27 protein-coding genes are annotated in these 22953 nt (G+C 67.8%); 10 read left to right on the top strand and 17 right to left on the bottom strand.

Features of this window, described 5'->3' with window-relative positions:
• Nucleotides 1–55: 55 nt before the first annotated feature.
• The 4 genes from ACP696_RS18645 to ACP696_RS18660 form a co-directional block, all read right to left on the bottom strand.
• Nucleotides 56–1309 carry a CCA tRNA nucleotidyltransferase gene (locus ACP696_RS18645; RefSeq protein ID WP_426014356.1) on the bottom strand — a complete coding sequence of 418 codons (1254 nt, stop codon included), beginning with the start codon at nt 1307–1309 and terminating at the stop codon, nt 56–58.
• A 126-nt stretch (nt 1310–1435) separates the two neighbouring features.
• Entirely contained in the window at nt 1436–2074 is a 639-nt protein-coding gene (locus ACP696_RS18650; protein WP_426014739.1) for a CoA pyrophosphatase, read from the bottom strand.
• A gap of 2 nt (nt 2075–2076) precedes the next feature.
• Complete coding sequence (locus ACP696_RS18655) at nt 2077–2664, bottom strand: DUF1285 domain-containing protein (protein WP_426014737.1); 588 nt, start codon at nt 2662–2664, stop codon at nt 2077–2079.
• Between the two features lie 87 nt (nt 2665–2751).
• On the bottom strand, nt 2752–3270 hold the full coding sequence (locus ACP696_RS18660) for a GNAT family N-acetyltransferase (RefSeq protein WP_426014355.1): 519 nt from the start codon (nt 3268–3270) through the stop codon (nt 2752–2754).
• Between the two features lie 255 nt (nt 3271–3525).
• On the opposite strand from ACP696_RS18660, the gene ACP696_RS18665 reads away from it, so the two are divergent.
• A complete protein-coding gene (locus tag ACP696_RS18665) occupies nt 3526–4812 on the top strand; it encodes an MFS transporter (protein WP_426014353.1) in 1287 nt (428 codons plus the stop codon).
• Between the two features lie 49 nt (nt 4813–4861).
• Here ACP696_RS18665 and ACP696_RS18670 read toward each other — a convergent pair whose 3' ends face one another.
• Nucleotides 4862–5341 (bottom strand): GNAT family N-acetyltransferase, encoded by a 480-nt coding sequence (locus ACP696_RS18670; RefSeq protein WP_426014351.1) that lies wholly within the window; start codon nt 5339–5341, stop codon nt 4862–4864.
• Here ACP696_RS18670 and ACP696_RS18675 point away from each other — a divergent pair.
• Nucleotides 5340–5672 (top strand): TfoX/Sxy family protein, encoded by a 333-nt coding sequence (locus ACP696_RS18675; protein WP_426014349.1) that lies wholly within the window; start codon nt 5340–5342, stop codon nt 5670–5672. The two genes, ACP696_RS18670 and ACP696_RS18675, sit on opposite strands and share 2 nt — an antisense overlap.
• Before the next feature lie 48 nt (nt 5673–5720).
• On the opposite strand, the gene ACP696_RS18680 is transcribed toward ACP696_RS18675, so the two are convergent.
• The 7 genes from ACP696_RS18680 to ACP696_RS18710 are packed head-to-tail and all read right to left on the bottom strand — an operon-like array spanning nt 5721 to nt 11730.
• Entirely contained in the window at nt 5721–6578 is an 858-nt protein-coding gene (locus ACP696_RS18680) for an SDR family oxidoreductase (RefSeq protein WP_426014348.1), read from the bottom strand.
• Nucleotides 6579–6627: 49 nt separating this feature from the next.
• Entirely contained in the window at nt 6628–7611 is a 984-nt protein-coding gene (locus ACP696_RS18685) for an SDR family NAD(P)-dependent oxidoreductase (RefSeq protein WP_426014347.1), read from the bottom strand.
• Between the two features lie 38 nt (nt 7612–7649).
• Nucleotides 7650–8063 carry a DUF3995 domain-containing protein gene (locus tag ACP696_RS18690; RefSeq protein WP_426014735.1) on the bottom strand — a complete coding sequence of 138 codons (414 nt, stop codon included), beginning with the start codon at nt 8061–8063 and terminating at the stop codon, nt 7650–7652.
• 1 nt (nt 8064) lies between these two features.
• The gene (locus tag ACP696_RS18695; RefSeq protein ID WP_426014344.1) at nt 8065–8835 is read right to left on the bottom strand and encodes an enoyl-CoA hydratase; all 771 of its coding nucleotides are present in this window, start codon (nt 8833–8835) and stop codon (nt 8065–8067) included.
• A complete protein-coding gene (locus ACP696_RS18700) occupies nt 8832–9275 on the bottom strand; it encodes a MarR family winged helix-turn-helix transcriptional regulator (protein WP_426014342.1) in 444 nt (147 codons plus the stop codon). Before ACP696_RS18700 ends, ACP696_RS18695 begins: the two co-directional genes overlap by 4 nt.
• A gap of 31 nt (nt 9276–9306) precedes the next feature.
• Nucleotides 9307–10617 (bottom strand): glycosyltransferase, encoded by a 1311-nt coding sequence (locus ACP696_RS18705; protein ID WP_426044171.1) that lies wholly within the window; start codon nt 10615–10617, stop codon nt 9307–9309.
• A 27-nt stretch (nt 10618–10644) separates the two neighbouring features.
• Nucleotides 10645–11730, bottom strand: coding sequence for an MBL fold metallo-hydrolase (locus ACP696_RS18710; protein WP_426014341.1), 1086 nt, complete (start codon nt 11728–11730; stop codon nt 10645–10647).
• Nucleotides 11731–11866: 136 nt separating this feature from the next.
• Here ACP696_RS18710 and ACP696_RS18715 point away from each other — a divergent pair, with 136 nt between their 5' ends.
• The gene (locus tag ACP696_RS18715) at nt 11867–13207 is read left to right on the top strand and encodes a hypothetical protein (RefSeq protein ID WP_426014339.1); all 1341 of its coding nucleotides are present in this window, start codon (nt 11867–11869) and stop codon (nt 13205–13207) included.
• Between the two features lie 80 nt (nt 13208–13287).
• Here ACP696_RS18715 and ACP696_RS18720 read toward each other — a convergent pair whose 3' ends face one another.
• From ACP696_RS18720 to ACP696_RS18735, 4 genes are all read right to left on the bottom strand, one after another.
• Nucleotides 13288–13830, bottom strand: coding sequence for a TetR family transcriptional regulator (locus ACP696_RS18720; protein ID WP_426014337.1), 543 nt, complete (start codon nt 13828–13830; stop codon nt 13288–13290).
• A 60-nt stretch (nt 13831–13890) separates the two neighbouring features.
• Nucleotides 13891–14673, bottom strand: a complete 783-nt coding sequence (gene proC / locus ACP696_RS18725; RefSeq protein ID WP_426014335.1) for a pyrroline-5-carboxylate reductase — start codon at nt 14671–14673, stop codon at nt 13891–13893.
• 46 nt (nt 14674–14719) lie between these two features.
• Complete coding sequence (locus ACP696_RS18730; protein ID WP_426014332.1) at nt 14720–15226, bottom strand: YbjN domain-containing protein; 507 nt, start codon at nt 15224–15226, stop codon at nt 14720–14722.
• Nucleotides 15227–15353: 127 nt separating this feature from the next.
• Complete coding sequence (locus tag ACP696_RS18735) at nt 15354–15620, bottom strand: accessory factor UbiK family protein (RefSeq protein ID WP_426014329.1); 267 nt, start codon at nt 15618–15620, stop codon at nt 15354–15356.
• 112 nt (nt 15621–15732) lie between these two features.
• On the opposite strand from ACP696_RS18735, the gene lgt reads away from it, so the two are divergent.
• From lgt to pth, 7 genes are all read left to right on the top strand, one after another.
• Complete coding sequence (lgt, locus tag ACP696_RS18740) at nt 15733–16644, top strand: prolipoprotein diacylglyceryl transferase (RefSeq protein WP_426044160.1); 912 nt, start codon at nt 15733–15735, stop codon at nt 16642–16644.
• Nucleotides 16631–17701, top strand: a complete 1071-nt coding sequence (locus tag ACP696_RS18745) for a class I SAM-dependent methyltransferase (protein ID WP_426014326.1) — start codon at nt 16631–16633, stop codon at nt 17699–17701. The genes lgt and ACP696_RS18745 overlap by 14 nt, the downstream gene beginning before the upstream one ends.
• Nucleotides 17702–17704: 3 nt before the next feature.
• Nucleotides 17705–18484 carry a peptidoglycan editing factor PgeF gene (gene pgeF / locus ACP696_RS18750; protein ID WP_426014324.1) on the top strand — a complete coding sequence of 260 codons (780 nt, stop codon included), beginning with the start codon at nt 17705–17707 and terminating at the stop codon, nt 18482–18484.
• Between the two features lie 101 nt (nt 18485–18585).
• Entirely contained in the window at nt 18586–19524 is a 939-nt protein-coding gene (locus ACP696_RS18755) for a ribose-phosphate pyrophosphokinase (RefSeq protein ID WP_426014322.1), read from the top strand.
• Nucleotides 19525–19647: 123 nt separating this feature from the next.
• Nucleotides 19648–20700, top strand: coding sequence for a hypothetical protein (locus ACP696_RS18760; RefSeq protein WP_426014320.1), 1053 nt, complete (start codon nt 19648–19650; stop codon nt 20698–20700).
• Between the two features lie 290 nt (nt 20701–20990).
• Nucleotides 20991–21590: a 50S ribosomal protein L25/general stress protein Ctc gene (locus tag ACP696_RS18765; protein WP_426014318.1), complete on the top strand. Its 600-nt coding sequence runs from the start codon at nt 20991–20993 to the stop codon at nt 21588–21590.
• Between the two features lie 96 nt (nt 21591–21686).
• Entirely contained in the window at nt 21687–22307 is a 621-nt protein-coding gene (pth, locus tag ACP696_RS18770; protein WP_426014316.1) for an aminoacyl-tRNA hydrolase, read from the top strand.
• A gap of 135 nt (nt 22308–22442) precedes the next feature.
• Here the strand turns inward: pth and ACP696_RS18775 are convergent, their stop codons facing one another.
• Entirely contained in the window at nt 22443–22802 is a 360-nt protein-coding gene (locus tag ACP696_RS18775; RefSeq protein WP_426014315.1) for a phage holin family protein, read from the bottom strand.
• Nucleotides 22803–22953: the final 151 nt, after the last annotated feature.

Raw genomic sequence — 22953 nt, forward strand, 5'->3', positions numbered from 1 at the left:
GGGCGGGTCTCCAGGACGCTTCAGTCGATATACAACCGCGAAGGACGTAAGGTCTCTAAAACACCATCCCCTGCGCGACGGCCTTCAGCCGCTCGATGGCCGAAAACTTGTCCTCGATGAAGTCCTGGTCGATCCACCAGATTTCGACCTCGCGCATCACCTCACCGACCATCGGGCCCTTGGGCACACCAGACTTCAGGATCTCCTCGCCGGTCAGCGGAAAGGCCGGAGGCGTCCAGGTCTCGCCCAACGCCAACAGGCCGCGCCATTGCGGCGTGGTGGCGGTGCGGCCGGCCCCGGCCCAGGCCAGCTTGACCCGGTCGCTGAAGGTCTTGACGCCCAGGGCATAGACCGCCCGACGCGTCTCGCGCGGGCCCATCCAGGAGACGATGCGCGGAGACGTGCCGACCGCCTCGATCAGCCGCTCCTTCAGGCTGTTGGACAGCCGCAGCCGCTCGGCCATCTGGGCGGCGATCTTGGGGTCGTCGGGAATCAGGGCGGCCAGGCGCAGCTCGGGGTCGTTCTCGAACAGTTGCTCGGTCTCGATGGTCATCAGCCCCTCGAAACGGGCCAGCGACTTCACGAAAGGCAGGATCGACGACAGCACGCTGGTCGCCGCCATCAGTCGCAGGGCCGAGCGCGGATCTTCGGCCGCCAGCAGCTTCAGCAACTCCTTCTGGGTGCGCTCGGCGGCGCGGCCCTCGACCATGCCCTTCAGCGCCTTGCAGGCGGCCAGGGCCTTCTGGTCGGCGTCGCCCTTGCCATACCAGGCGTGGAAGCGGAAGAACCGCAAGATGCGCAGATAGTCCTCGCGGATCCGGGTCATCGGGTCACCCACGAACACCACCCGCCCTTCGAGCGCGTCGTTCACGCCCTCGCCGGTCGGATCATAGAGCCGGCCGTTCAGGTCGGCATAGAGGGCGTTGAAGCGGAAATCGCGGCGCTCGGCGTCTTGGTCCCAGTCCTGGGTGAAAGACACGACCGCCCTGCGGCCGTCGGTCGAGACATCGCGGCGCAGGGTGGTGATCTCATAGGGCCGACCCTTGGAAATCGCCGTTACCGTGCCATGGTCGACGCCGGTGGGGATGACCTTCAGGCCGGCCTCCTGCAGGGCCTCGATCACCAGGTCCGGGGTCAGGGTGGTGGCGATGTCGATGTCGTCGATGGGCTTGCCCATCAAGGTGTTGCGCACGCAGCCGCCAACGAAACGCGCGCAGCCGGGAAAGCCGCGCGCCTCCAGCGCCGCGATCACCGCCTGGGTCTCCGGCAGCGCCATCCACGGCGGCACGCCTATCGATTCTGTACTCACGCCACTCCCCCAGGTGCACAAAACGCCCCCGCCCAGCGGGGTCCGGCATTTCAAACGATTATTTCAAACCGGCAAGCCCCGGACACCGATCAAGCTGTTGATCGATGCCGCACCAAGAGCACCCGCTCAGCCGACGGGGTCTTCGCCATGCAGCCGCTCGTAGAGCGCGCGCAGCATGCCGGCGGTCGCCCCCCAGATGAAACGCTCATTCCACGGCATCGCATAGAAGAATCGGCGCTCGCCGTCCGGCAGGTCGCGATGCTGACGTTGATGGTTCTGAGAGTCCATCAGGAAGGCGAACGGCGTCTCGAACACATCGGCCACCTCGTCGGGACTGGCGACGAAGGTGGCGGCGGGATCGATGAAGCCGACCACCGGCGTGACGTGGAAGCCCGTCACCGTGCGGTAGCCGTGCAGCAGACCCGCCAGGGTAACGCAGGACGGGTCTAGGTTCACCTCTTCCTGGGCCTCGCGCAGGGCGGTCTCCCACGGCGTCTCGCCTGGATCGCAACGGCCCCCGGGAAAGGCGATCTGGCCGGTGTGGCTTCGCAGAGTATCGGACCGGCGGGTCAGCAGGACGGTCATCCCCGCCTCACGCTCGACCAGCCCCACCAGCACGGCGGCGGGGCGCAGGGCGTGGGGATTGTCGGGCCGCATGCCGGGATTGAGATCGTAGTCCGAACGCGCGGCGTCGAGGCTGGGATCGTAGCCGTCGATCGGGTCCAACTTGCTGGCGATCCAGGCGCGCCGCGCGTCCCTGGACAGGGTCATCCTCGGTGCGCCCCGGCCGGGGCCATCGGGAACCAGGCGCCGTTTGAGGTCACACCCAGGCGCGGCCCCTCCGGCGTGTCGCGCTCCGCAGCCAGTTCGACCAGCTCATAGAACACAGGCCGCGCGATCAGAGCCTCCAGGCCGCGCCGCACGTGGACATAGGGCCGCGGCTCGCCAGTGGCCGTATCGGTCTCGACGCGGATGGCGTTGTCGGGGCCGGCCTCGACCAGGTCACCGACATTGGTCTCGAAGCGCAGCACGCCGTTTTCAGCATCGACCCGCGTGGCCATGAACGGCGCGTCCTCGACCTGGATCTTCAGCTTCTCGACAGGGGTGACCAAGTGATAGCCGTCGGGATCCAGCCGCAGCACGGTCGAGAACAGCCGCACCAGAGCCTCGCGGCCGATCGGCGATCCCTCGTGAAACCAGACGCCGTCCTTGCGGATGCGGATGTCGATCTCGCCGCAATGCTCAGGATGCCACAGATGCACAGGCGGCAGGCCGCGCTCGCCCGCGCGCCCCTTCGCCGCCTGGGCGGCGGCGGTGACGCCTGCGAGGCCAGAGGGGGTGGGATCGACAGTCATGGGCTTCAGGTAGGGCATGCGGCGCCCACACTCAAGCACGAGCGCACGATATGGCGACAGGCGCATGCGCCTGTCCCCAGCCGTAACTCAAGCGACGCGGATAGGTCCCACCAAGCCCGAATCTCCGCCCTCGACCAAGGCCTTCACCAGCACCCGTCGCTGATCGGCCGGCCCCGGCATGGTCACCCTCGCCGCCGGTCCTGCCGAAAAGCCGATCCGCGCGAAATAGGGGGCGTCGCCGACCAGCAGCACCGCGCGCCAGCCGGCTCGCGCGGCGGCGGCGCAGGCGGCTTCGACGAGGGCCTGGCCCAGGCCGTGGCTGCGCGCGGTGGCGTCCACCGCCAGCGGGCCGAGGAAGGCGACGGGCCTGTCGCCCACCATGACCGGCCAGAGGCGCACGCTGCCGATCACCCGACCTTCGTCCAAGGCCACGAAGGAACAGTCGTCCAGCTTCCGATTGCCCTCGCGCAAACGCTCCGACGACTTGGCGAAGCGGCCGGGTCCGAAGGCGCGATCGACCAGCACCTCGACGGCGCGGGCGTGCTCGGGCAGCTCGTTGAGAAGGCTGGGATAGGGCGACGAAGGCGCGACGGCGGAAGACGACATGGGCGCTAAACGATCCAGAACACGAAAAGGGGCATAGCCCCGGATCGTGACGCGGCCGAGACGGTCGCATCCGGGGCGTTCAGACGCGGACTCCGGTCCGCGCGGCGCAGGTTCGTCGCTGGCGTCGCATGACGCGCCCTCTCCATCAGAAGGGCGCGAAATAGGGCCTAGGGCGCGCTGGGTCAAATAATTCAACGGCTGCATAAGAGAAACGCGATTGCGGCGACGCGGGCCTGAGGACATGGTCCGCCCCCGATGACCGACCTCCCCCCCGACGCAGATTCCATCCCGTCCGCCCTCGAGGCGCCGGAAACCTCGATGCGCGCGCTGCTCAAGCAGAGCGACTTCGTGTTCTTCTGGGGCGCGCGGTTCACCGCCACCCTCGCGGTGCAGATCCAGGGGGTGACAATCGGCTGGCAGGTCTACACCCTGGCCCGCGAGACCGGACACAATGAGGGCCAGGGGGCCTTCTTGCTGGGCATGGTAGGCCTGGCCCAGTTCATCCCGCTGTTCTTTTTGGCGCTGACCGCCGGAGAGACCGCCGACCGCCATGATCGCAAGATGATCATGACTGCGGCCATCGGCGTCGACATCGTCTGCGCCGCAGCCCTGGGCTTCCTGGCCTGGTCGGGACACACGACGCTGTGGCCGATCTTCGCCATCGCCGTGCTGTTCGGCGCCGGCCGCGCCTTCTTGTCCCCGGCGTCCAGCGCCATGGGGCCGATGCTGGTGCCGCGCCCGCTGTTGCCGCGCGCCATCGCCTGGAACTCGTTGTCCTGGCAGAGCGCCTCGATCATTGGCCCGGCCTTGGGCGGCCTGCTATGCGCCATCTCGGCGGCCACGGCGTTCGGGGCTTCGGTCGTGCTGTTCCTGCTGGGCGGCCTGCTGCTGCTTGGCATCAAGGCCAATACCAAGCCCGTGACCCAGCCGGGCTCGCGCTGGGCGCTGATCAAGGAAGGCCTGGTCTATACCTGGCGCAACAAGATCGTCTTCGGCTCGATCTCGCTGGATTTGTTCGCGGTATTGCTCGGCGGGGCCACGGCCCTGCTGCCGGTGTTCGCCCGTGATGTGCTGCATGTGGGGGCCGAGGGCTTTGGCGTGCTGCGCGCCGCCCCCGCCGTGGGCGCGACGCTGGTGGCGGTGATCCTGGCCAGCCACACGATCCGCCGCCGAGCGGGCCTGCTGATGTTTGGCGCCGTGGCGGTGTTCGGCGCCGCGACCGTGGTCTTCGGGCTATCGAAATATGTCTGGCTGTCGGTCGGCGCCCTGACGGTGCTGGGCGCGGCCGACATGGTCTCGGTCTATATCCGCCAGACCCTGGTGCAACTGGTCACCCCAGATCCGATGCGCGGCAGGGTCGCCGCCGTCTCGGGCCTGTTCATCAGCGCCTCCAACGAACTGGGCGAGTTCGAGAGCGGCGTCGCGGCGCGGTTCCTGGGCCCGGTCGGCGCGGCGGTGTTCGGCGGCGTCGGGGCCCTGATCGTCACGGGCGCGTGGGCCAAGATGTTCCCGGAACTGCGCAAGGCGGACCGGCTGGATTAGGCTGTGCGAGGAACGGGGACAGGCACATGTGCCTGTCCCCGTTCCTCGCCTAGGCCGCAGCCAACCTCGCCAACGCCTCGCCCGTCATCCGTCGCACGATCCACTCGTTCATCGCGGCCGCGCCCAGGCTGTCATAGAAAGCGATCGACGGGGCGTTCCAGTCGAGCACGGCCCATTCCAGTCGGCCGAGCTTCTCGTCCAGGCAGCGCCGCGCCAGCCCCGCCAACAATGCCTTGCCCGCCCCGCTGCCCCGCGCTTCGGGCAGCACGAACAGGTCTTCCAGATAGATTCCGTGCCGGCCGACGAAGGTCGAGAAGTTGTAGAACCACAAGGCAAAGCCCACCGGCGCGCCGTCAATCTCGGCGATGTCGCAGAAGGCCTTGGGGTTTTCGCCAAACAGCGCCACCGTGATATCGTCCTGCGTGGTCCGCACATCGTCGAGCAGCTTCTCATAGGCGGCGAGATCGCGGATGAACCGCAGGATCAAGGCGCTGTCGGCCTCGACGGCGGGACGAATGGATACGGGCATGGCGGTCTCTTCGGACTATCTGGATTTGGTACTCGAACAGCTGGCCCCGGTCGGGCCGCTGACCTCGCGAAAGATGTTCGGCGGAGTCGGCCTCTATGCCCAAGGCCTGTTCTTCGCCCTGATCGACGACGACACCCTCTATCTCAAGGGCGACGAGACGCTGGGCCCCGATTTCGCGGCCGCCGGCAGCACGCAGTTCGCGCCCTTCGGCGTGAGCTCCATGGCTTACTGGTCGGCGCCCGCCGAAGCGTTGGATGAGCCAGACCTGATGGTCGAGTGGGCGCGGCGCTCGATCGCGGTGGCGGCGGCGCGGAAGGCTCGGAAGCCCTGATCCAGGGCTGGGGACAGGCGCATGCGCCTGTCCCCAATTGCAAGACCCTTACCCTATCACCACCCCCGGCGGCGGAAGGCTATCCTCCGGCACGAAGAAGTCCGGCATCAGGGTGGCGGTCGGATCCACGCGGTACTGATCGAAGTCGCGCACGCCCTCGCCGTATAGGAACGTGTCGTCGATCACGAACTGGCCGGTGAACGCTCGCGACGGCTTCAGGAACATCGCGTGGGCCGCGTCGGCCATGATCTCGACGGTGCGGCAGTGCTTGAGGCCTTCCTCCCCGGTCAAGGCGAACTGGATGGCGGCGGTGGCGATGGCGGTGCGCGGCCACAGGCCGTTGAAGGCCACGCCGTCGGCCCGGAACTCCTCGGCCATGCCCATCATGCACAGGCTCATATTGTACTTGGCCATGGAGTAGGCTACGTGGGGGGCGAACCAGCGGGGCTTGATGTCCAGCGGCGGCGACAGGGCCAGCACGTGCGGATTGGCCGCCTTCTTCAGGTGCGGCAGACACAGTTTCGAGGTCAGGAACGTTCCGCGCCCGTTGATCTGGTGCATCAGGTCGTAGCGCTTCATGTCGGTCGACAGCGTGCCCGTGAGCGAGATCGCCGAGGCGTTGTTCACGCAGATGTCGATACCGCCGAAGCTCTCGACCGCCTTGTCGACGGCCGCCTGGACGCTGGCCTCCTCGCGCACATCAACCACCAGCGGCAGCGCCTGGCCGCCGGCCGCCTCGATCTGCGCGGCGGCGGTGTAGATGGTGCCCGGCAGCTTCGGATGGGCCTCCGCCGTCTTGGCGGCGATGACGATATTGGCGCCGTCGCGGGCGGCGCGCAGGGCGATGGCCAGGCCGATGCCGCGCGAGGCGCCGGTGATGAAGAGGGTCTTGCCGTTCAAGCTCATCGTCGTCTCCTCAAGGACGGTCCGATTCTATGCCGAAACACCGCGACGGTCATCCCGCCCCTGTGGTTTCCACTGACAGGGCCCACAGCCTGTCGGCCTGCTCCGGGTCCAGGGCGTAGGACATGACGCCAGACCAGCCGGCCTCCTTCGTCCACGGCTTGGCCTGGGCCAAGTCCTCGAGATAGAGCCCGCCGACGCCCTCGAGTTCGTCGCCCACCGCCGCCCAGACACTGGTCGACGCGCCTTGGGCGGGCGTCTTGAAACCGTCGCGAACCTTGCCGTTTTCGTCGATCCAGCCCATCGCCCGCTGCTCCTCGATCGGCAGATGGCGCTGCAGCGGGGTCATGATGCCGCCAGGCATCACGGCGTTGGCGAACACGCCCTGATCCTTGAAGCGCTGATTGAAGCCCACGGCGAACAGGGCGTTGGCCGTCTTGGCCTGGCCGTAGCTTTCCCACTTCTCGTAGGGGTGAGACCGGAAATGCGGATCCTCGAAATTCATCGGGGCACGGCGGTGGCCGATCGACGACAGGGACACCAGCCGCGAGGTCTTGCCGCCATTTCCTTGAGAGGGGGCCTTGGCGCCGGCCACCAGGTTGGGAGCCAGCAGCACCGACAGCAGGAAGTGGCCAAAGTGGTTGGTGCCGATCTGCATCTCGAGCCCGTCCTCGGTATAGGCGAGCGGGCAGGCCATGACGCCGGCGTTGTTGATCAGCAGGTTCAACGACCGGTCGCCCCAGCGCTCGACGAAGGCGCGGATCGACTTGAAGCTGGAGAGATCGAGCATCGACCACGACGCTTGCGCGCCCTTGGCCACGGCGTTGATCTCGGCGACGGCGGCCTCGGCCAGATCCGGCTTGCGGACGGCGATCACAACCTCGGCGCCGGCCTCGGCCAAGGCCTTGGCCGTCTCGACGCCGATGCCGGTGGCCCCGCCGGTGACGATGGCGACCTTGCCGGTCAGGTCGTGGCCGGCGACGACGTCGCGGGCGTCGGTGAAGGCCCCGAAGGGCGATTTGATGCGGTCGACCATGATGTTCGCTCCCTTGATTTTTGTCATTGAAGTGGACGCTACAGCTGCAACACAAGAATTCCCAAGGCGATCGCCAGGCACAGCGGCCCATAGGCGCGGCGGTTGAGCGTCGCGAACGGCGTGCCCTCGGCATAGCGGAAGACCGGCGGGACATAGGTCGCCAGACCGCGTCCGGCGAAGACCACGAACAGGACCCAGCGCGCGGCCTTTAACTGCGGGTCCCAGACGGTCGGGGTCAAGGTCGCGGCGACCAGAACGCCGCCAGCCGCCAAGGCCAGGGCGACAGCGACGGAGGCCAGCAGGCCGGGCGCGCGCATGCCGCGTGTGCGGCCCACCACGTGCTCGACCATCGAAGCCTCGTCATGGCCCGGCCAGCGACCGCCCAAGCCCCAGTAGAGGTGGATTCCCGCCAAGGCCAGCAGCGCCGTCGACAGGACCAGGGCCAGGGCCACCTCAGCCAACCTTGCTGAAGTCCGGCGCGCGGCGCTCGGCGAAGGCCATGAAGGCCTCGCGGGCCTCGGCGGTCTGCAGACGCTGAGCAAACAGTTCGCCCTCCCTGTCCATCAGGGCCGAGATCGCCTCGGCGTCGCGCATCAGCGACTTGGTGACGGTCAGGGCGCCGAGCGGACGCTTGGCCAGTTGGTCAGCGGCGGTGCGGGCGCGGGTCCGCAGATCCTCCAGTGGCACGCAGGCATTGGCGATGCCCCAGGCCACGGCGGTCGCGCCATCCACCGCCTCGCCAAGGGCAAACATGGCATAGGCGCGAGCGTGGCCGATGCGGGCCGGCAGCAGCAGGCTGGAGGCGGCTTCGGGCGCCAGGGCCAGGTTGACGAACGGCACGGTCAGCCGGGCGTCGGAGCTGACGAAAACCAGGTCACAATGCAGCAACATGGTCGTGCCCACGCCGACCGCCTGGCCCTGGACGGCGGCGACCAGTGGCCGGGTGGCCGTGGCCAGGTTCTTCAGGAACCGCATCACATGGCGCTCGCCGGTGAAGGTCCCGGTGGCCTGGGCGGTGAAGTCCTTCAGGTCGTTGCCCGAGCTGAAGCTGTCGCCGTCGCCCTGGAACACCACCACCCGGATCGCCGGGTCGGCCTCGGCGCGCTCCAAGCTGTCGGCCAGCACGCCGTACATGGCGTTGCTCAGCGCGTTCTTCTTGTCCGGACGGGCCAGGGTGAGGGTCATCACGCCGGCGTCGATCTCGACCTTCACCAGATCGGTCATGCGGCATCTCCTTTGGGGAACTTGGTTTGCAGGCTGACCAGCCAGCGGGACACCACGGCGATCTCGTCGTCCGTGAAGCCCTCGGTGAGGTGAGAGCTCAGCCCCTCGACGCCGGCCTTGGCGTCCGCGCGCGCCACATGGCCCTTGGCGGTCAGGTAGAGGCGCAGGGCGCGGCCGTCCTTGGGGTCGGGCCGCCGCTCGACCAGCTCGGCGCGCGCCATGCGGTCGATCAGGCCGGTCATGGCCGAGGGCGCAAGGTCCAGGGCCTCGGCGGCCTCGCCGATCAGGGCGCCGTCTTTCTGCCCGAGCACAAAGAGCGCTCCGGACTGGGCCGCCGTCAGCCCCCCCTGGGCGGCCATCTTGGCCTCGACATAGCGCTGCACGCGGCGGTGCGCGACATTCAGCAGGAACACCAGGCGGCGGTCGGGAGGCGTGGTCATGACGTGGAGATTATAGTTCGTGCACGAAATATCAAACGATTGTTTCGTGTTCGCTGCCGGAGCGGGCGGCCCATAGCGCCGCGACCCGGCTAGCGGCTTCAGCGGCGCCATCTTCTCGGGACGCTATTTCGCCGAGACGGACAGTCCTCGCGATCAGGTCGGGGTCGCCCAAAAGCCTGTCGATCAGGGCCGCCGCCGCCTTGGAACGGTAGGCGTCGCGCGGCAGGGTCGCCCCAACGCCCAACCGCGCGATCCGCGCCCCATTGTCGAACTGGTCGCCCAGATGCGGCACGACCAGTTGCGGCCGGCCAGCGCGCAACGCCTGCTGAATAGTGCCGACCCCGCCCTGATGCACGAGGGCGGCAGCGCGGGGAAAGAGCAGGGAATAGGGCGCGTAGGCGAAGGCGACGGCGTCCTCCGCCCCGTCGGCGACGGACGGATCGCCATCGGGTCCGACCAGCAGCACGGCGCGTCGCCCCATGCGCCGTGCGACCTTCATGCTCTCACGGTAGAAGTCCCCCGGAATGTTCACCGCCGCGCTACCAAGGGTGAAGACCAGCGGCGCGGGTCCGGCCGCCAGGAAGGTCTCCAGATCCGGCGGCAAGGTCGTCGGACCGCCGAGGTCGCTGTCATAGGCGGCGTATCCGACCACGTCGAAATTTTCGGGCGCGTCGGGCTGACGCGGACTCAGCAGAGGCGAATAGAGCCCCAGCGAGAGGGCCGCTCCACGACCGGCGTCGAACAACAGGTTGTCCCGACTCGGCGGCAAGCCCAAGGCCCGGCGCAAGCCATTGACCGGCCGCGTCCAGTGATCGGTCGTCGCCCGGCCGATCGCGATCGTCGCGCGATTGAGCCACAAGCGAAGGCCGCCGGTCGCCGGTCCCAGCCACGGCGCCTTGGGCAACAGCGGCGGGTCATAGGCCGAGAACACCACGGTCGGCTGCAGCGCCACCGAGACGAAAGGGATGCCCAGATAGTCGGCGGTCACCGCCACCCCGGCCGCGAAGCTTCCGCCGACAAGGGCGCAAGCGCCCTTGGCCGCGGCGATCAACTGCCTGGTAGCGCTCTCCAGGTAGGGCGTCATGATCTTCTCGAACAGAAAGGCGTCCGAGGCGGCGATGGCGTGGGTGAGCTGGGCAAGATCCATGCCGAGGTCCGCGCGCAAGCGCTCCAGGCTGGGACCCACCTCGTGGAAGACCAGCCCTTCGGCCTCGACCTTGGCGCGGTATTCGGCCGAGGTGGCGACCTCGGCCTGGAACCCGGCCGCTTGCAGGGCCCTGCCCAGCGCAAGGAAGGGATGCAGGTCGCCGAGCGACCCGGCGGTGGCGAGAACAATGCGGATGGCGACAGCTCCGAATGAAAAGACGGCTCAGTCCACGGCCCGATACCAGGCAACCCCGTCCGCGTCCGGCTCACGAACCGCCAGACCCCGGCCGATCAGGCAGTTCAGATGGGCCAGGGCTTCGCCCGTCGCCATGCCCAGAAGGTCCGGGCCGATCGGGCGGGCGAACAGGGCGCCGAACACATCGACCGCGCGCTTGGGCTCCTGAAGTTTGCCCCGCAGACGCCCCAGCCCTCGTTCGTGGCCGTTGATCAGGTGGTCGATGCGGGCGTGCAGGCCCCGGAACGGGTCGTTGTGAGCCGGCAACACCAGCACGTCGTCCGGCACCGTCGCCTTGACCTTGGCCAACGAGGTCAGCCAGTCGGTCAGCGGGTCGGCGTCGGGCTCGGTGGGGAACACCGAGACATTGGACGATATCCTCGGCAGCACCTGGTCTCCGGAGATCAGTACGCCCAGCGCCTCGCACCACAGGCAGGCGTGTTCGGGCGAATGGCCCTGGCCCGTCACCACCCGCCAGTCGTGATCGCCGATCGCGAACACCTCGCCATCGACCATCCGCCGATAGCTGTCGGGCAGTTGGTGGATCGCCTTGCCGAATCCGCCGAACCGCGCCTTGTAGGTCTCGATCCCGTCCTCGTTCCAGCCCGCGGCGTGGAAGAATCGGACCCCGTCCACAGGCGCCTCGCGGCCGGTGTCGGCCACCAGCATCCGACATTGGAAATATTCCAGCCGGGTCATCCACAGGCGCACGTCGAACTTGCGGGCGATCCAGCCGGCCAACCCGACATGATCGGGGTGAAGATGGGTGACGATCACCCGGGTGATCGGATCGCCGCCCAAGGCCTGGGCGAACGCCGCCCGCCAGGCCTGGGAGGTCTCCTTGGTCTGCAGGCCGGTATCGACCACCGCCCAGCCCGCGCCGTCGCGAATCGCCCAGACGTTGATGAAGCCCAGCGAGCCGCCCAGCGGCTGGCGCAGCCAGAGAACCCCAGGCGCGACCTCGACCGCCTGGCCTGTTCCGGTCTCTGGAGCCTGCTCGAACGGGTAGACCAGCCGGGGCCGGCGCGGCTCGGTCGCCTCTTCGGCGACCCCCTCTTCGATTCCGTCGCGCATCCTGCGTCCTCCGGCCACGGCACGCCCCGCCCCCGGGCCACCGTCATGATTGCGCCCCCGTCGGACGACATCTTGACCCTCGATGCAAGCGGGCCTTAAGTCCGCCGCGAGGAATTTACCCCAGGAGACCTATCCCATGAGGCCCATCGCGATCGGCTTGACGGCCGCCCTCGCGCTCGCCGCGCTCGTTCCCGTCACCGTGCTCTCCGCGGCGAAGGAAAAAGAAAAGCCGGCAGCCGTTGACGCCAAGTCCCGCGAAGCGGGCATGAAGGCGACGCCCGCCCTGATCCAGGCCGCCGGCGTTTCGTGCACCGTCTCGGATGCGCGCCTCATCGGCAACGACAAAAAGACCAGCACCGACTATTACGAAGTCGCGTGCCAACAAGGCCTGGGCTTCGCCATCCTCGCCAAGAAGGACGAGAAGCCGGCGGCCTACAGCTGCCTGGAAACCGCCAATCCGGCCGCCGACGGCAAGCCCAGCGCCCTGGCCTGTATCCTGCCGGGCAACGCCAACCCCAAGGCGGGCCTGACGCCCTACCTGCAAAAGGCTGGCGCCGCCTGCGACATCCAGAACGCCCGCGCCATCGGCGGCACCGCCAAGAACGCCTATTTCGAGGTCGCCTGTAAGGGTGGCGCGGGATACGTTCTTCAGACGGCGAACCCGGTCAATGTCGACCAGGAGGTCATCGCCAACAGCTGCCTGCTGTACGAGGAAGGCGGCAATGTCAGCTGCAAGCTGACCGACAAGGCCACGCAGCTGGCCGCCGTCGACACCCTGGCCGGCGCCTCGGGCAAGAATTGCGCGGTCAAGGACAAGCGCTACGTCCTCAGCACCAAGACCGACAACTATTTCGAAGTCGCCTGCCAGGACGGCAAGGGCTACATGCTGCAGCAGGCTGCTGTCGGCGGCGCCTTGGTCAAGGCCATCGACTGCGCCCAAGCCAGCTTCGTTGGCGGCGGGTGCACCCTGACCGACAGCCTCGCGGCCCAGACCGAGCAGGCCGGCCTCTACACCAAGCTGTCCGCCAAGGCCGGCTTCGACTGCAAGGTCGAGAAGTACGGCATGCTCCCCAGCAGCGATCCCCGCACCGAGATCGTTGAAATGAAGTGCGCCAACCGTCCCGACGGCGGCATTGGCATTTTCACGACGACCAACAACACCGTCTATGACTGCGTAGCCTCTGAGATCAACGGCTACCGCTGCAGCTTCACCAAGGCCGACGCGGTCTATCCGCGCCTGACGGCCAACTTGAAGTCGCTGGGCAAGAGCAGTTGCACGGTCTCCGGTTCGCGGATCATCGGCCAGACGGCGACCGACGGCTATGTCGAGGTCGCCTGCTCCGACGGCCTGCCGGGTTGGGTTATCGCCTATCCGCTCAAGGTCGGTTCGGACAAGCCCAAGGAACTGATGTCCTGCCTGCAGGCCAAGGGCGTGGGCGGCGGCTGCAAGCTGCCGACCAACGCCACCAAGGGCTAGGCTCGTCTCAGGTCTAAACGACGAAGCCCGCCGGGAGCGATCCCGGCGGGCTTTTTCGTGGGTGAGTCGAGGTGAGCGCCCTAGACCCCCGCCCCGACCTTTTCCAGGCCCGAGGTCATCTGCTTCAGGCGCTTGTCCAGCTCGGCCATCGTGCGGTTCAGCGCGCCTTCGTCATCGCGCCAGACCTGCAGGGCGCGGACCCAGACCGCCGTCATCGCCGTCAGCCGCGCGGGCGTGGCGTCGACGCCGGCCGCTTCGAGGATGGCGCGGGCGGTCTTGGGGAAGCGCAGGGCCGAAACCACGAGGCGCTCGGACCGGCTGATGGCGATCAGGGCGGCGCGGTGCGGCTCCATGGCCTCGATCCGCGCCATCGCGGCGTCGAACAGGCGGTCGTGGGTCGTGGCGACCTGGGCCGAGGCCGTGGCCACCGCGGCGCGGTCGAAGCGGGTCGACAAATGGGCTAGCAAGGCGGCCTTGCCATCGGCCCGGGCATAGAGCTCCGCGAACGGGACTTCGGCCTTCACGGCGATGTCGCGCAGGCTGATCTGCGTCCACGGCCGGTCGGCGGCCAGGGACAGGGCTGCAGCGGCGGCGCGATCGAGGATGTCTTCGGCGGCGGTCATGGACGATCAAATGGCGGGTCGGAGCGCGCGAAGCAAGAACCCTCTCCCGCTGGGAGAGGTTTAGCCGCCCAGTTCCTTTGACCGCGCCACGGCCGCCGCCAGCGCCGTCGGCAGCAGGTCCCCAAAGCCGCCCTTCCCCATCAGCACGGCCAAGGCGGCGGCGGTCGTGCCGCCCGGCGAGGTGACCTGCTTGCGCAGTTCGGCCGGCTCTTCGCCGCCTTGACCCAGCAGGGCGGCGGCGCCGACGATGGTGGCCCGGGCCAGCTTCGCCGAGGCGGCGGGGTCAAGCCCCAGACCCGCGCCCGCCGCCTCCAAGGCCTCGATGAAGGCGTAGAGATAGGCCGGGGCCGATCCCGAGACGGCGGTCGCGGCGTGCATCAGGTCTTCGTCGTCCAGATCGACCACCGTCGCCACTGGGTCGAGCAGGGCATGAGCGCGCGACCTTGCCTCGACCGTGTCGGCGAAGATGCTGGCCGTGCCCAGGCCGATGGCGACGGCGGTGGTCGGCATCACCCGGGCCACGGCGCGGCCCCCGAAAACCTTGGAAATGTCGGCTGCGGCGACCCCGGCGGCGATCGAGACGATGATGGCGTCTGGCGCGAGGTGCGGGACGACCTCGACCACCGCCTCCCGCCAGATCTGCGGCTTGACCGCCAGCAGCACGGTCTTGGCTGTGGCCAGGGCCTCAAGCGGCGGATTGACGCTCGCGCCCGCAAACGCTGCGGGGTCGGCGTTGGGATCGCGGATGATCAGGTCGGCGGCGGCGAATACGCCGACCTTGGTCCAGCCCTTGATCAGGGCCCCGCCCATGCGTCCGGCGCCGAGGAGGAGGATGGGGGTCATGGGGCGTCTACCTCTTCCTTCTCTCCCTTGCGGGAGAAGGAGAATCCTAAGCCTGGCCCATCGTCTCGAACATGCAGGCGGCCATGGCCTCGTCGGGGGTCTTGGCGCTGTGCAGCAGGAAGTCGAAGGCCGGGTAGAAGCGGTCGGCGGCTTCGACCGCGGCGTCGATCATCGAGGCGGCCTGGGCCATGGTCGGGCGCTCGCCGGCCGGGAGGGCCAGGGCATGGCGGAACACCACCTCGCCGTCCTCGGTCCAGACCTCGAAATGACCCAGCCAGACGCGCTGGTTGATCATCGACAACAGCTCGTAGGCGGCGGGGCGCTTGGCCTTGACGGCGCGCAGGTCGAGCGACAGGCACAGCTGCAGGCAGTCGGCCTCGGGCCGCCAGGCGAACCACAGCTCGTAGTCCTTCCAGTCGCCGGTCAAGGCGAAGGCCAGGTCGCCGTCGTCGGTGCGGTCGAACGTCAGGTTCTCGGCGGCCAGCACATGTTCGACGACCTCGAGAGGGTCCATCGCCAGCAGAACGTCGTCGTCGTCGGGTTGGGTGTCCATAAGAACCTTTGGCCCCCGGGGAGAGACGGGTCGCGGGACCCATTCAAATCACCCACTCAAGGGACTCTAAGCTGCTTCGCGGGCGGCGTCACAACCGCCTTCACGTCGAAAGGGAAACGAAACTCGCCTAGAGGGCCGTATCGTCGCTTTTTGGCGCGGCGGTCTTGGCGAGCGCCGCCTTGGCCTTCAGGCCCGCGACGTCCGCGCGCAACGCCGCGACCTCGGCCTTCAGGGCCTCGAAATCGTCGCGCCGGATCAGGTCGAACTCGGCGGCCAGACGGTCGGCCTGGGCGCGCATCGCGGTCTTGGCTTCCTCGCCGGCGGTCTGGGCGATGCCCATGGCGGCCTGGGTCAGCTTGGCGAATTCATCGAGGAAGGGGTTTTGGCTGTGCATCGAAGTTCCAGGGCGCGGCGGGCTCGTCGGCGCTTATATGGGAAACGAGGGATGAAAGCGAAGAGGGAACGCGGTAAGGGTGCGACCATCTGTCCGCCAGGAGCCGTTCGGCGTGATCTTTCCCGACATCGACCCGATCGTTCACATCGGCCCTTGGGCGCTGCAATGGGGGCCGCTGGCCATCCGCTGGTACGCCCTGGCCTATGTGGCTGGCATTCTTCTCGGCTGGCAGTACGCGATCAAGCTGGCGCGCGACGCCAAGCTGTGGGGCGGTCACCGGCCGACCGCCACCTCGGTGCAGATCGACGATCTGGTGCTGTGGATCACCCTGGGCATCATCCTGGGCGGCCGCATCGGCTACATCCTGTTCTACATGCTGCTGAATGGCGACCAACGCGCCAACCTGGCCGCCCATCCATTGGACGCGTTCAAGATCTGGGAAGGTGGCATGTCTTTCCACGGCGGCTTCGTGGGCGTCTGCGCGGCGATCGTGCTGTTCGCGCGCCAGCAGAAGATCGACATGCTGAAACTGGGCGACCTGGTCGCGCCCGTCGCCACGATCGGCCTGTTCTTCGGCCGCTGCGCCAATTTCATCAATGGCGAGTTGTGGGGCCGGATCACCGACCATCCGTTCGGCGTCATCTTTTGTAATGCCACGATCAAGGCGGCCAATAGCGATCACATTTGTCCTGCTGGCACGTATCCGCGTCATCCAAGCCAGCTTTACGAGGCGGGCCTGGAGGGCGTGGTGCTGTTCCTGATCCTCGGTTTCGCGGTCTACAAGCTGAAGTGGTTGCAACGCCGGGGCGCGTTGGTGGCGACCTTCCTGATCGGCTACGGCCTCTTCCGCGTCGCGCTGGAAGGGGTGCGCAATCCCGACCACGGCATGCCCGATTTCCCGTTCGGCCTGACCATGGGGATGATGCTGTCGATCCCGATGCTGGCGGTCGGCGCCTGGTTGTTGTGGCGCGCGCTGCGCGAGCCCGTGCCCGCCCCGCTCGCGGAAGACCATGAGCCTGCTTGATCGCCTGCGGGCGCAGATCGCCCAGGACGGCCCGATCAGCGTCGCCGAATATTTCACCCGCTGCCTGCACGACCCGCGCGAAGGCTATTACGCCACCCGGCCGGCGTTAGGGGCGGGGGGCGACTTTCTAACCGCGCCGGGCGTCAGCCAGATGTTCGGCGAGTTGATCGGCCTGTGGCTGCTGGAAACCTGGACCCGCATGGGGCGCCCTTCGCCGGTGCGTCTGGTCGAGATGGGACCCGGCGACGGCGCGCTGATCAGCGACGTGCTGCGCGCCGCCAGGCTGCTGCCGGACTTCCTCGAGGCCGCCGACCTGTGGCTGGTCGAGGTGTCGCCGCCCTTGCGGACGTTGCAGGCGTCGCGGTTGGAGGGCGCGGCCTTGACGCCACGCTGGGCCGATCGGCTGGAGGCGGTGCCGGCTGGCGCGCCGATCCTGCTGATCGCCAACGAGGTGCTGGACTGCCTCCCGACCCGGCAGTTCGTGCGCACGGACGGCGGCTGGGCCGAGCGGATGGTGGGGCTGGATGAGGCGGGCGGGCTGGCGTTCGGGCTGAAAGCCCTAGGTCCTCCCCCCATGGGGGAAGGGGGCTATCCCGCCGGCGCCGTCGTCGAGTCCTCGCCCGCCCAGGCCGCCCTGGGCTCTGAACTGGGCCATCGCATCGCTCAAGATGGCGGCGCCGCCCTGCTGATCGACTACGGCCGCGACGCGCCCGGGGTTGGCGACACGCTCCAGGCGCTCAAGGCCCACGCCAAGGTCTCGCCGCTCGCCGAGCCCGGCCAGGCTGACCTGACCGTCTGGGTCGACTTCCCCGCCGTGCTGGAGGCCGCCCGCGACGCCGGCGCCAGGACCGGCGCGATCGTGACCCAGGGCGACTTCCTGCGCGGCCTCGGCGTCGAAGCGCGCGCCCAGGCGCTGTCCCAGGCGCGGCCCTATCAGGCAGACGTGGTCGCAAGACAGCTTGATCGCCTCACCGGACCAGATCAGATGGGGGCGCTGTTCAAGGTCGTCTGCATCCATGCGCCCGGCCTGGCCCCTCCCCTCTTCGAGGACGCTTGATCCATGCACGACCTTCCCACAGTCCAGTCCCCGCTGCTGGCCGCCGTCGCCGGCGTCCGGCACGCCTTCTTCACGCGGCAGGGCGGGGTCTCGACGGGCCTTTACTCCAGTCTCAACGTGGGGCGCGGCAGCGAGGACGAGCCGGAGGACGTCGCCGAGAACCGCGCCAGGGCCGCCGCCTGGTTCGGGGCCGCGCCGGAAGATCTCAATACCTGCTTCCAGATCCACTCGACCATCGCCATCGTCGCCGACGGCTCGTGGGGCGATGTGCGTCCGGAGGGCGACGCGGTGGTGACCAAGACCCCCGGCGTGGTCTGCGGCGCGCTGGCGGCCGACTGCGCCCCGGTGCTGATCGTCGATCCCGTGGCGCGCATCGTCGCCGCCGTCCACGCCGGCTGGCGCGGAGCGCTGGACGGGATCGTCCAGGCGGCCGTCGACAGGATGGTCACGCTGGGCGGCGAACCCGCCCGCATGGTGGCGGCCGTCGGCCCTTGCATCGGCCCCAAATCCTACGAGGTCGGCCTCGAGTTCCTGCACCGTTTCGAGGCCGACAGCCCCGGCTCGGGCCGATTCTTCTCACCCGGCGGGGCGGACGACAAGCGGATGTTCGACCTGCCGGCCTTCGTGCTCGATCGCCTGGAGACAGCCGGAGTCGGCCAGAGCGAGTGGGTTAACCGCGACACCCGCGCCGAGCCGGACCTGTTCTTTTCCAACCGCCGGGCCTTCCTGAACGGGGAGTCCGACTACGGACGGCTTCTGTCAGCGATCACACTCGAAGCGTGACCGAGTCGAATAACCCCGATCAATCGCGAGTTAAGCTTGTTCCATCGCCCGGGACTGCTAGAAGCCCCGGCAACGGCGACGCCCCTCTCCGAGACCAAACCATGAAGCTGCTGTCCGGCAACTCGAACCGCACCCTGGCCCAGGCCATCGCGGAATATCTCGACATGCCGCTGACCCGCGCCCAGGTGCGCCGGTTCGCCGACCTCGAGGTCTTCGTCACCATCGACGAGAACGTGCGGGGCGAGGACGTCTTCGTCATCCAGTCGACCAGCTATCCCGCCAACGACAACCTGATGGAGCTGCTGATCTGCATCGACGCCTTGAAGCGGGCGTCGGGCAAGCGGATCACGGCGGTGCTCCCGTACTTCGGCTATGCCCGTCAGGATCGGAAGACCGGCGGCCGCACGCCGATCTCGGCCAAGCTGGTGGCCAATCTGATCACCCGTTCGGGCGCCGACCGGGTGCTGACCATGGATCTGCACGCCGGTCAGATCCAGGGCTTCTTCGACATCCCGACCGACAACCTGCTGCCCTCGCGGCTGCTCGCCGACGACATCCACCAACGCTACACGATCAAGGACGACCTGATGGTCGTCTCGCCCGACGTCGGCGGCGTGGTGCGGGCCCGGGCCCTGGCCAAGCGCTTGAACGACGCCGACCTGGCCATCGTCGACAAACGCCGCTCGGCGCCGGGCGAGAGCGAAGTGATGAACATCATCGGCGACGTCGCCGGCCGTCGCTGCATCCTGTTCGACGACATCGTCGATTCGGCCGGCACGCTGTGCAACGCCGCAGCCGCCCTGATCGCCCAGGGCGCCACATCGGTCAGCGCCTATGTGACCCACGGGGTGCTGTCGGGCGCGGCCGCCGAGCGGGTCGCCAATTCGGTCTTGACCGAACTGGTGGTCACCGACTCGATCGAGGCTTCCGACACCGTCAAGGCCTGCTCCAAGATCCGCTATGTCTCGTGCGCGCCTTTGATCGGCGAGGCCATCCGCCGGATCGCCAACGAAGAGTCCGTCTCCAAGCTTTTCGACTAATCGCTCCAAGGCGTTTTCGACGGCCACGCTTGTCAAGACGTGGTTAACGGGACGACTGTCACAATGTCGTCCGCTGGCCAATGGTATGGGCGAGCGCTCTGTCTCATTGGGGATTTTTTCGGGATGCTTTCCACCACGCGTACGCGCGCCGCCCTGACGGCCATGGCCGTGGTCGTCGCCACGGTCCTTGCCAGTTGCAGCAGCCCGCCGCCGCCCCCACCCGTGGTCCTGGCGCCGCCCGCGCCGCCGCCGATCACCCTGTCGGCCAGCGTCGTCGAACGCGCCAGCGCCTTCCGCGGCTACATGGAGCGCGCCGCAGCCATCAGCCCGGCCTTCGCCAACGGCGAACAGATCCAGTCGTCTCTAAAGGTCGCTGTCGCCTATGAGCCCAAGCGATTCCTGTCGGGCGCCACAGCCTATGCCGCTGTCCTGGCCCTGCAGGACCCGACCTTTGTGGCCTCGGTGCGGGTCTTCGCCGCCGATCCGGCCCAGCGCCAGAACGTCATCAACCAACTGGTGGCGGACCCCGCCTACGCCGTGGGCTTCAAGGGCAGCGACACCGCCGCCGGCCTGATCATCGACACCCTCGGCAACGACGGCTTGAAGGTTTACCAAGCCGGCAAGGCCGTGAAGCAGGCGGCCTACTCCGTCCAGCACGACAAGTGGTCGAGCCTGCCTGTGCTCGACCGCGACGGTCGCCTGGCCTACGCCAAGAGCATGTCGGCGACACCGGGCCTGGCCGACAGCGCCGACGTGGCCGTGCTGCAGCAAGCCTCGAACGGCGCCGTCCCGCTGGTCATCACCCCGCGCGCCGCGCCGCCGCCCTATTCGCCTCTGGTCATTCGCGGCATGTCCATCGCCGCCCTGGCGGCGCTCGGCGCGGCCGGTGACAACAACCTGGCCACCATCGACGCGATCATGGTCGAACCCACCACCGCCATGTGCCTGAACATGTCCAAGCTGAACCTCTACCAGTGCCTGGCTGTGGCCAAGCCCCATTACGAGGACGTGTTCTGCCTGGGCCAGCACATCTTGATCGACACCGGCGCCTGCATGATCAAGGCCTCGGGCGCCGCCATGCCTTATGAGCCGCCGCCCCCGCCCAAACCCGAGCCGGCGGTGACCAAGAAGAAGCCCGTCGCCAAGAAGGCGGCCACGGCCAAGAAGAAGAGCTAGTTTTCCCTTCTCCTCTTGCGGGAGAAGGTGGCGGCCGAAGGCCGACGGATGAGGGGTCGCACCGGTCAAGACCCTGCGGCCCTTTTTCGTTTGGCGTTTGAGAGACCTCTCATCCGACCTCGCTCCGCGAAGCCACCTTCTCCCGCAAGGGGGAAGGACTTGGGGCCGTTGCCACGGGCCGCCGTTTTGTGTATTGAGCGCGACCTCAAAAACGTCGACCGGGCGGGACAATTCAGTTCTGTGCGGCGGCTTTGCCTCCGAGAGCATCCGGCTCTCCAGAAAGACACGACATGGCCGACATCATTCTCAACGTCGAACTTCGCGATCGCGCCGGCACCGGTGGTTCGCGCGAAACCCGCCGCGCCGGCAAGATTCCGGGCATCCTGTACGGCGGCACGACCGCACCCGTGAACGTCGCGGTGAAGTCGAACGAATTCCGCAAGGCGCTCTACACCGGCAAGCTGCTGGGCCACCTGGTGACCCTGCAATATGGCGACGAGAAGCAGTCGGTCATCGCCAAGGCGATCCAGTTCCACCCGGTCACCGACGAGCCGGTGCACTTCGACCTGTTCCGGGTCAGCGAGCACCAACTGGTCAAGATCCAAGTGCCGGTGCATTTCAAGAACCACGAAACCTCGGTCGGCCTGAAAAAGGGCGGCTCGCTGGAAATCATCCGCCACACCGTCGAGCTGGCCTGCCCTGCCGACCAGATTCCGGAAGAACTGGTCATCGACCTGGCCGACCACGACATCGGCGACACCATCCGCATCTCGGAAGTCAAGCTGCCGGATGGCGTGCGCCCCGCCCAGGACCGCGACTTCGTGATCGCCACCCTGAAGGCCTCGGCCGCGTCGCAATCGGGTGAAGGCGACACCACCACCGAAGCCTAACCGCTTTGGTCGGGTCTCCGATCTGATACGTGAGAACGGGCGGGCTTTCAGGGCCCGCCCGTTTTTCGTTCCGACGTCCAGTCTAGGTCTTACACGATGCTGATCCTCGCCGGTCTCGGCAATCCCGAACCGAAATTCGAGAAGAACCGGCACAATGTCGGGTTCATGGCCATCGACGCCATCGCCCGCAAATGGGGCACGGCGCCGTGGCGCTCGCGCTTCCAGGGACTGGCCTGCGAGGGTCAGGTTGGCATGCCCGCTGGCCCGGTCAAGCTGCTGCTGCTCAAGCCCAAGACCTTCTACAACGAGAGTGGCCGCGCCGTGGGCGAGGCGATGAAGTTCTTCAAGCTGGCCCCGACCGATGTGATCGTCTTCCACGACGAGATCGACATGGCGCCGGGCCGGTTTCGGATGAAGGCTGGCGGCGGGGCGGCGGGCAATAACGGCGTCCGCTCGATCACCAGCCAGGTGGGCGACACCTTCCGCCGCGGCCGCATCGGCGTGGGCCATCCCGGCCACAAGGACGCGGTGATGCACTATGTGCTGGGCGACTTCCACAAGGTCGAACACCAGTGGCTGGATCCGATGCTGGACGCCATCACCGACGCCCTGCCCTTCGCGGCGGCCGGCGACGATGAGCGCTACCAGGCCGAGGTCATGCGCCTGGCGCCAGCGCCCAAGGCAGACCCCAAGAAAGCCGCGCGCCAAGGCGACTAGACCCCCGCGCGGCGGATTGACGGAAGGCTCGCGACCCGACAAGACCTCCAGTGGAGCTTGGAATCATCGATGTTCCCCGCCCTCGGTCCGCAAGGAAGCGCGGGGCTGGCGCGACCTGGCGGCGAGCGCGCTGGTTTAGGCCCGCTCGCGTCCATCCCCGATCAGCAGGTGGCCCAGCCAGCTGACGACGCCGATCACGACCGAGCCCAGAATCCCGGCCCACAGGCCATCGACGACGAAACCCTTCAGCAGCCAGCCGACCAAGCCGAGCATCGCGGCGTTCACCACCAGCAGGAACAGCCCCAGTGTCACCACGGTCAGGGGCAGGGTCAGCACGAAGATCACCGGCCGCACCACGGCGTTGACGACACCCAGCAACAGGGCGGCGATCAGCAGGGTCGTCCACCCGCCCGGCACGGCGATGCCAGGCACGATTTCCGACGCCAACCAGAGGCCCAGGGCGGCGATCAGGGCCCGGATAATGAACCGCGTCATTCAGGTGTCTCCAACGATGATCAAGCCTGGCCATTAGCGGCGCACGTCGCGCGCTAGCAAGCCTTGGTCGGCAATCCGGCGTCCGGGGGGAGCTTTCCGTAGTGCGCTCCAAGGATTTCTCACTTGAAAGTTTGAGAATGAACGTTCATTC

It is taken from the genome of Caulobacter sp. DWR3-1-2, assembly GCF_049896225.1.
GTDB lineage: Bacteria > Pseudomonadota > Alphaproteobacteria > Caulobacterales > Caulobacteraceae > Caulobacter.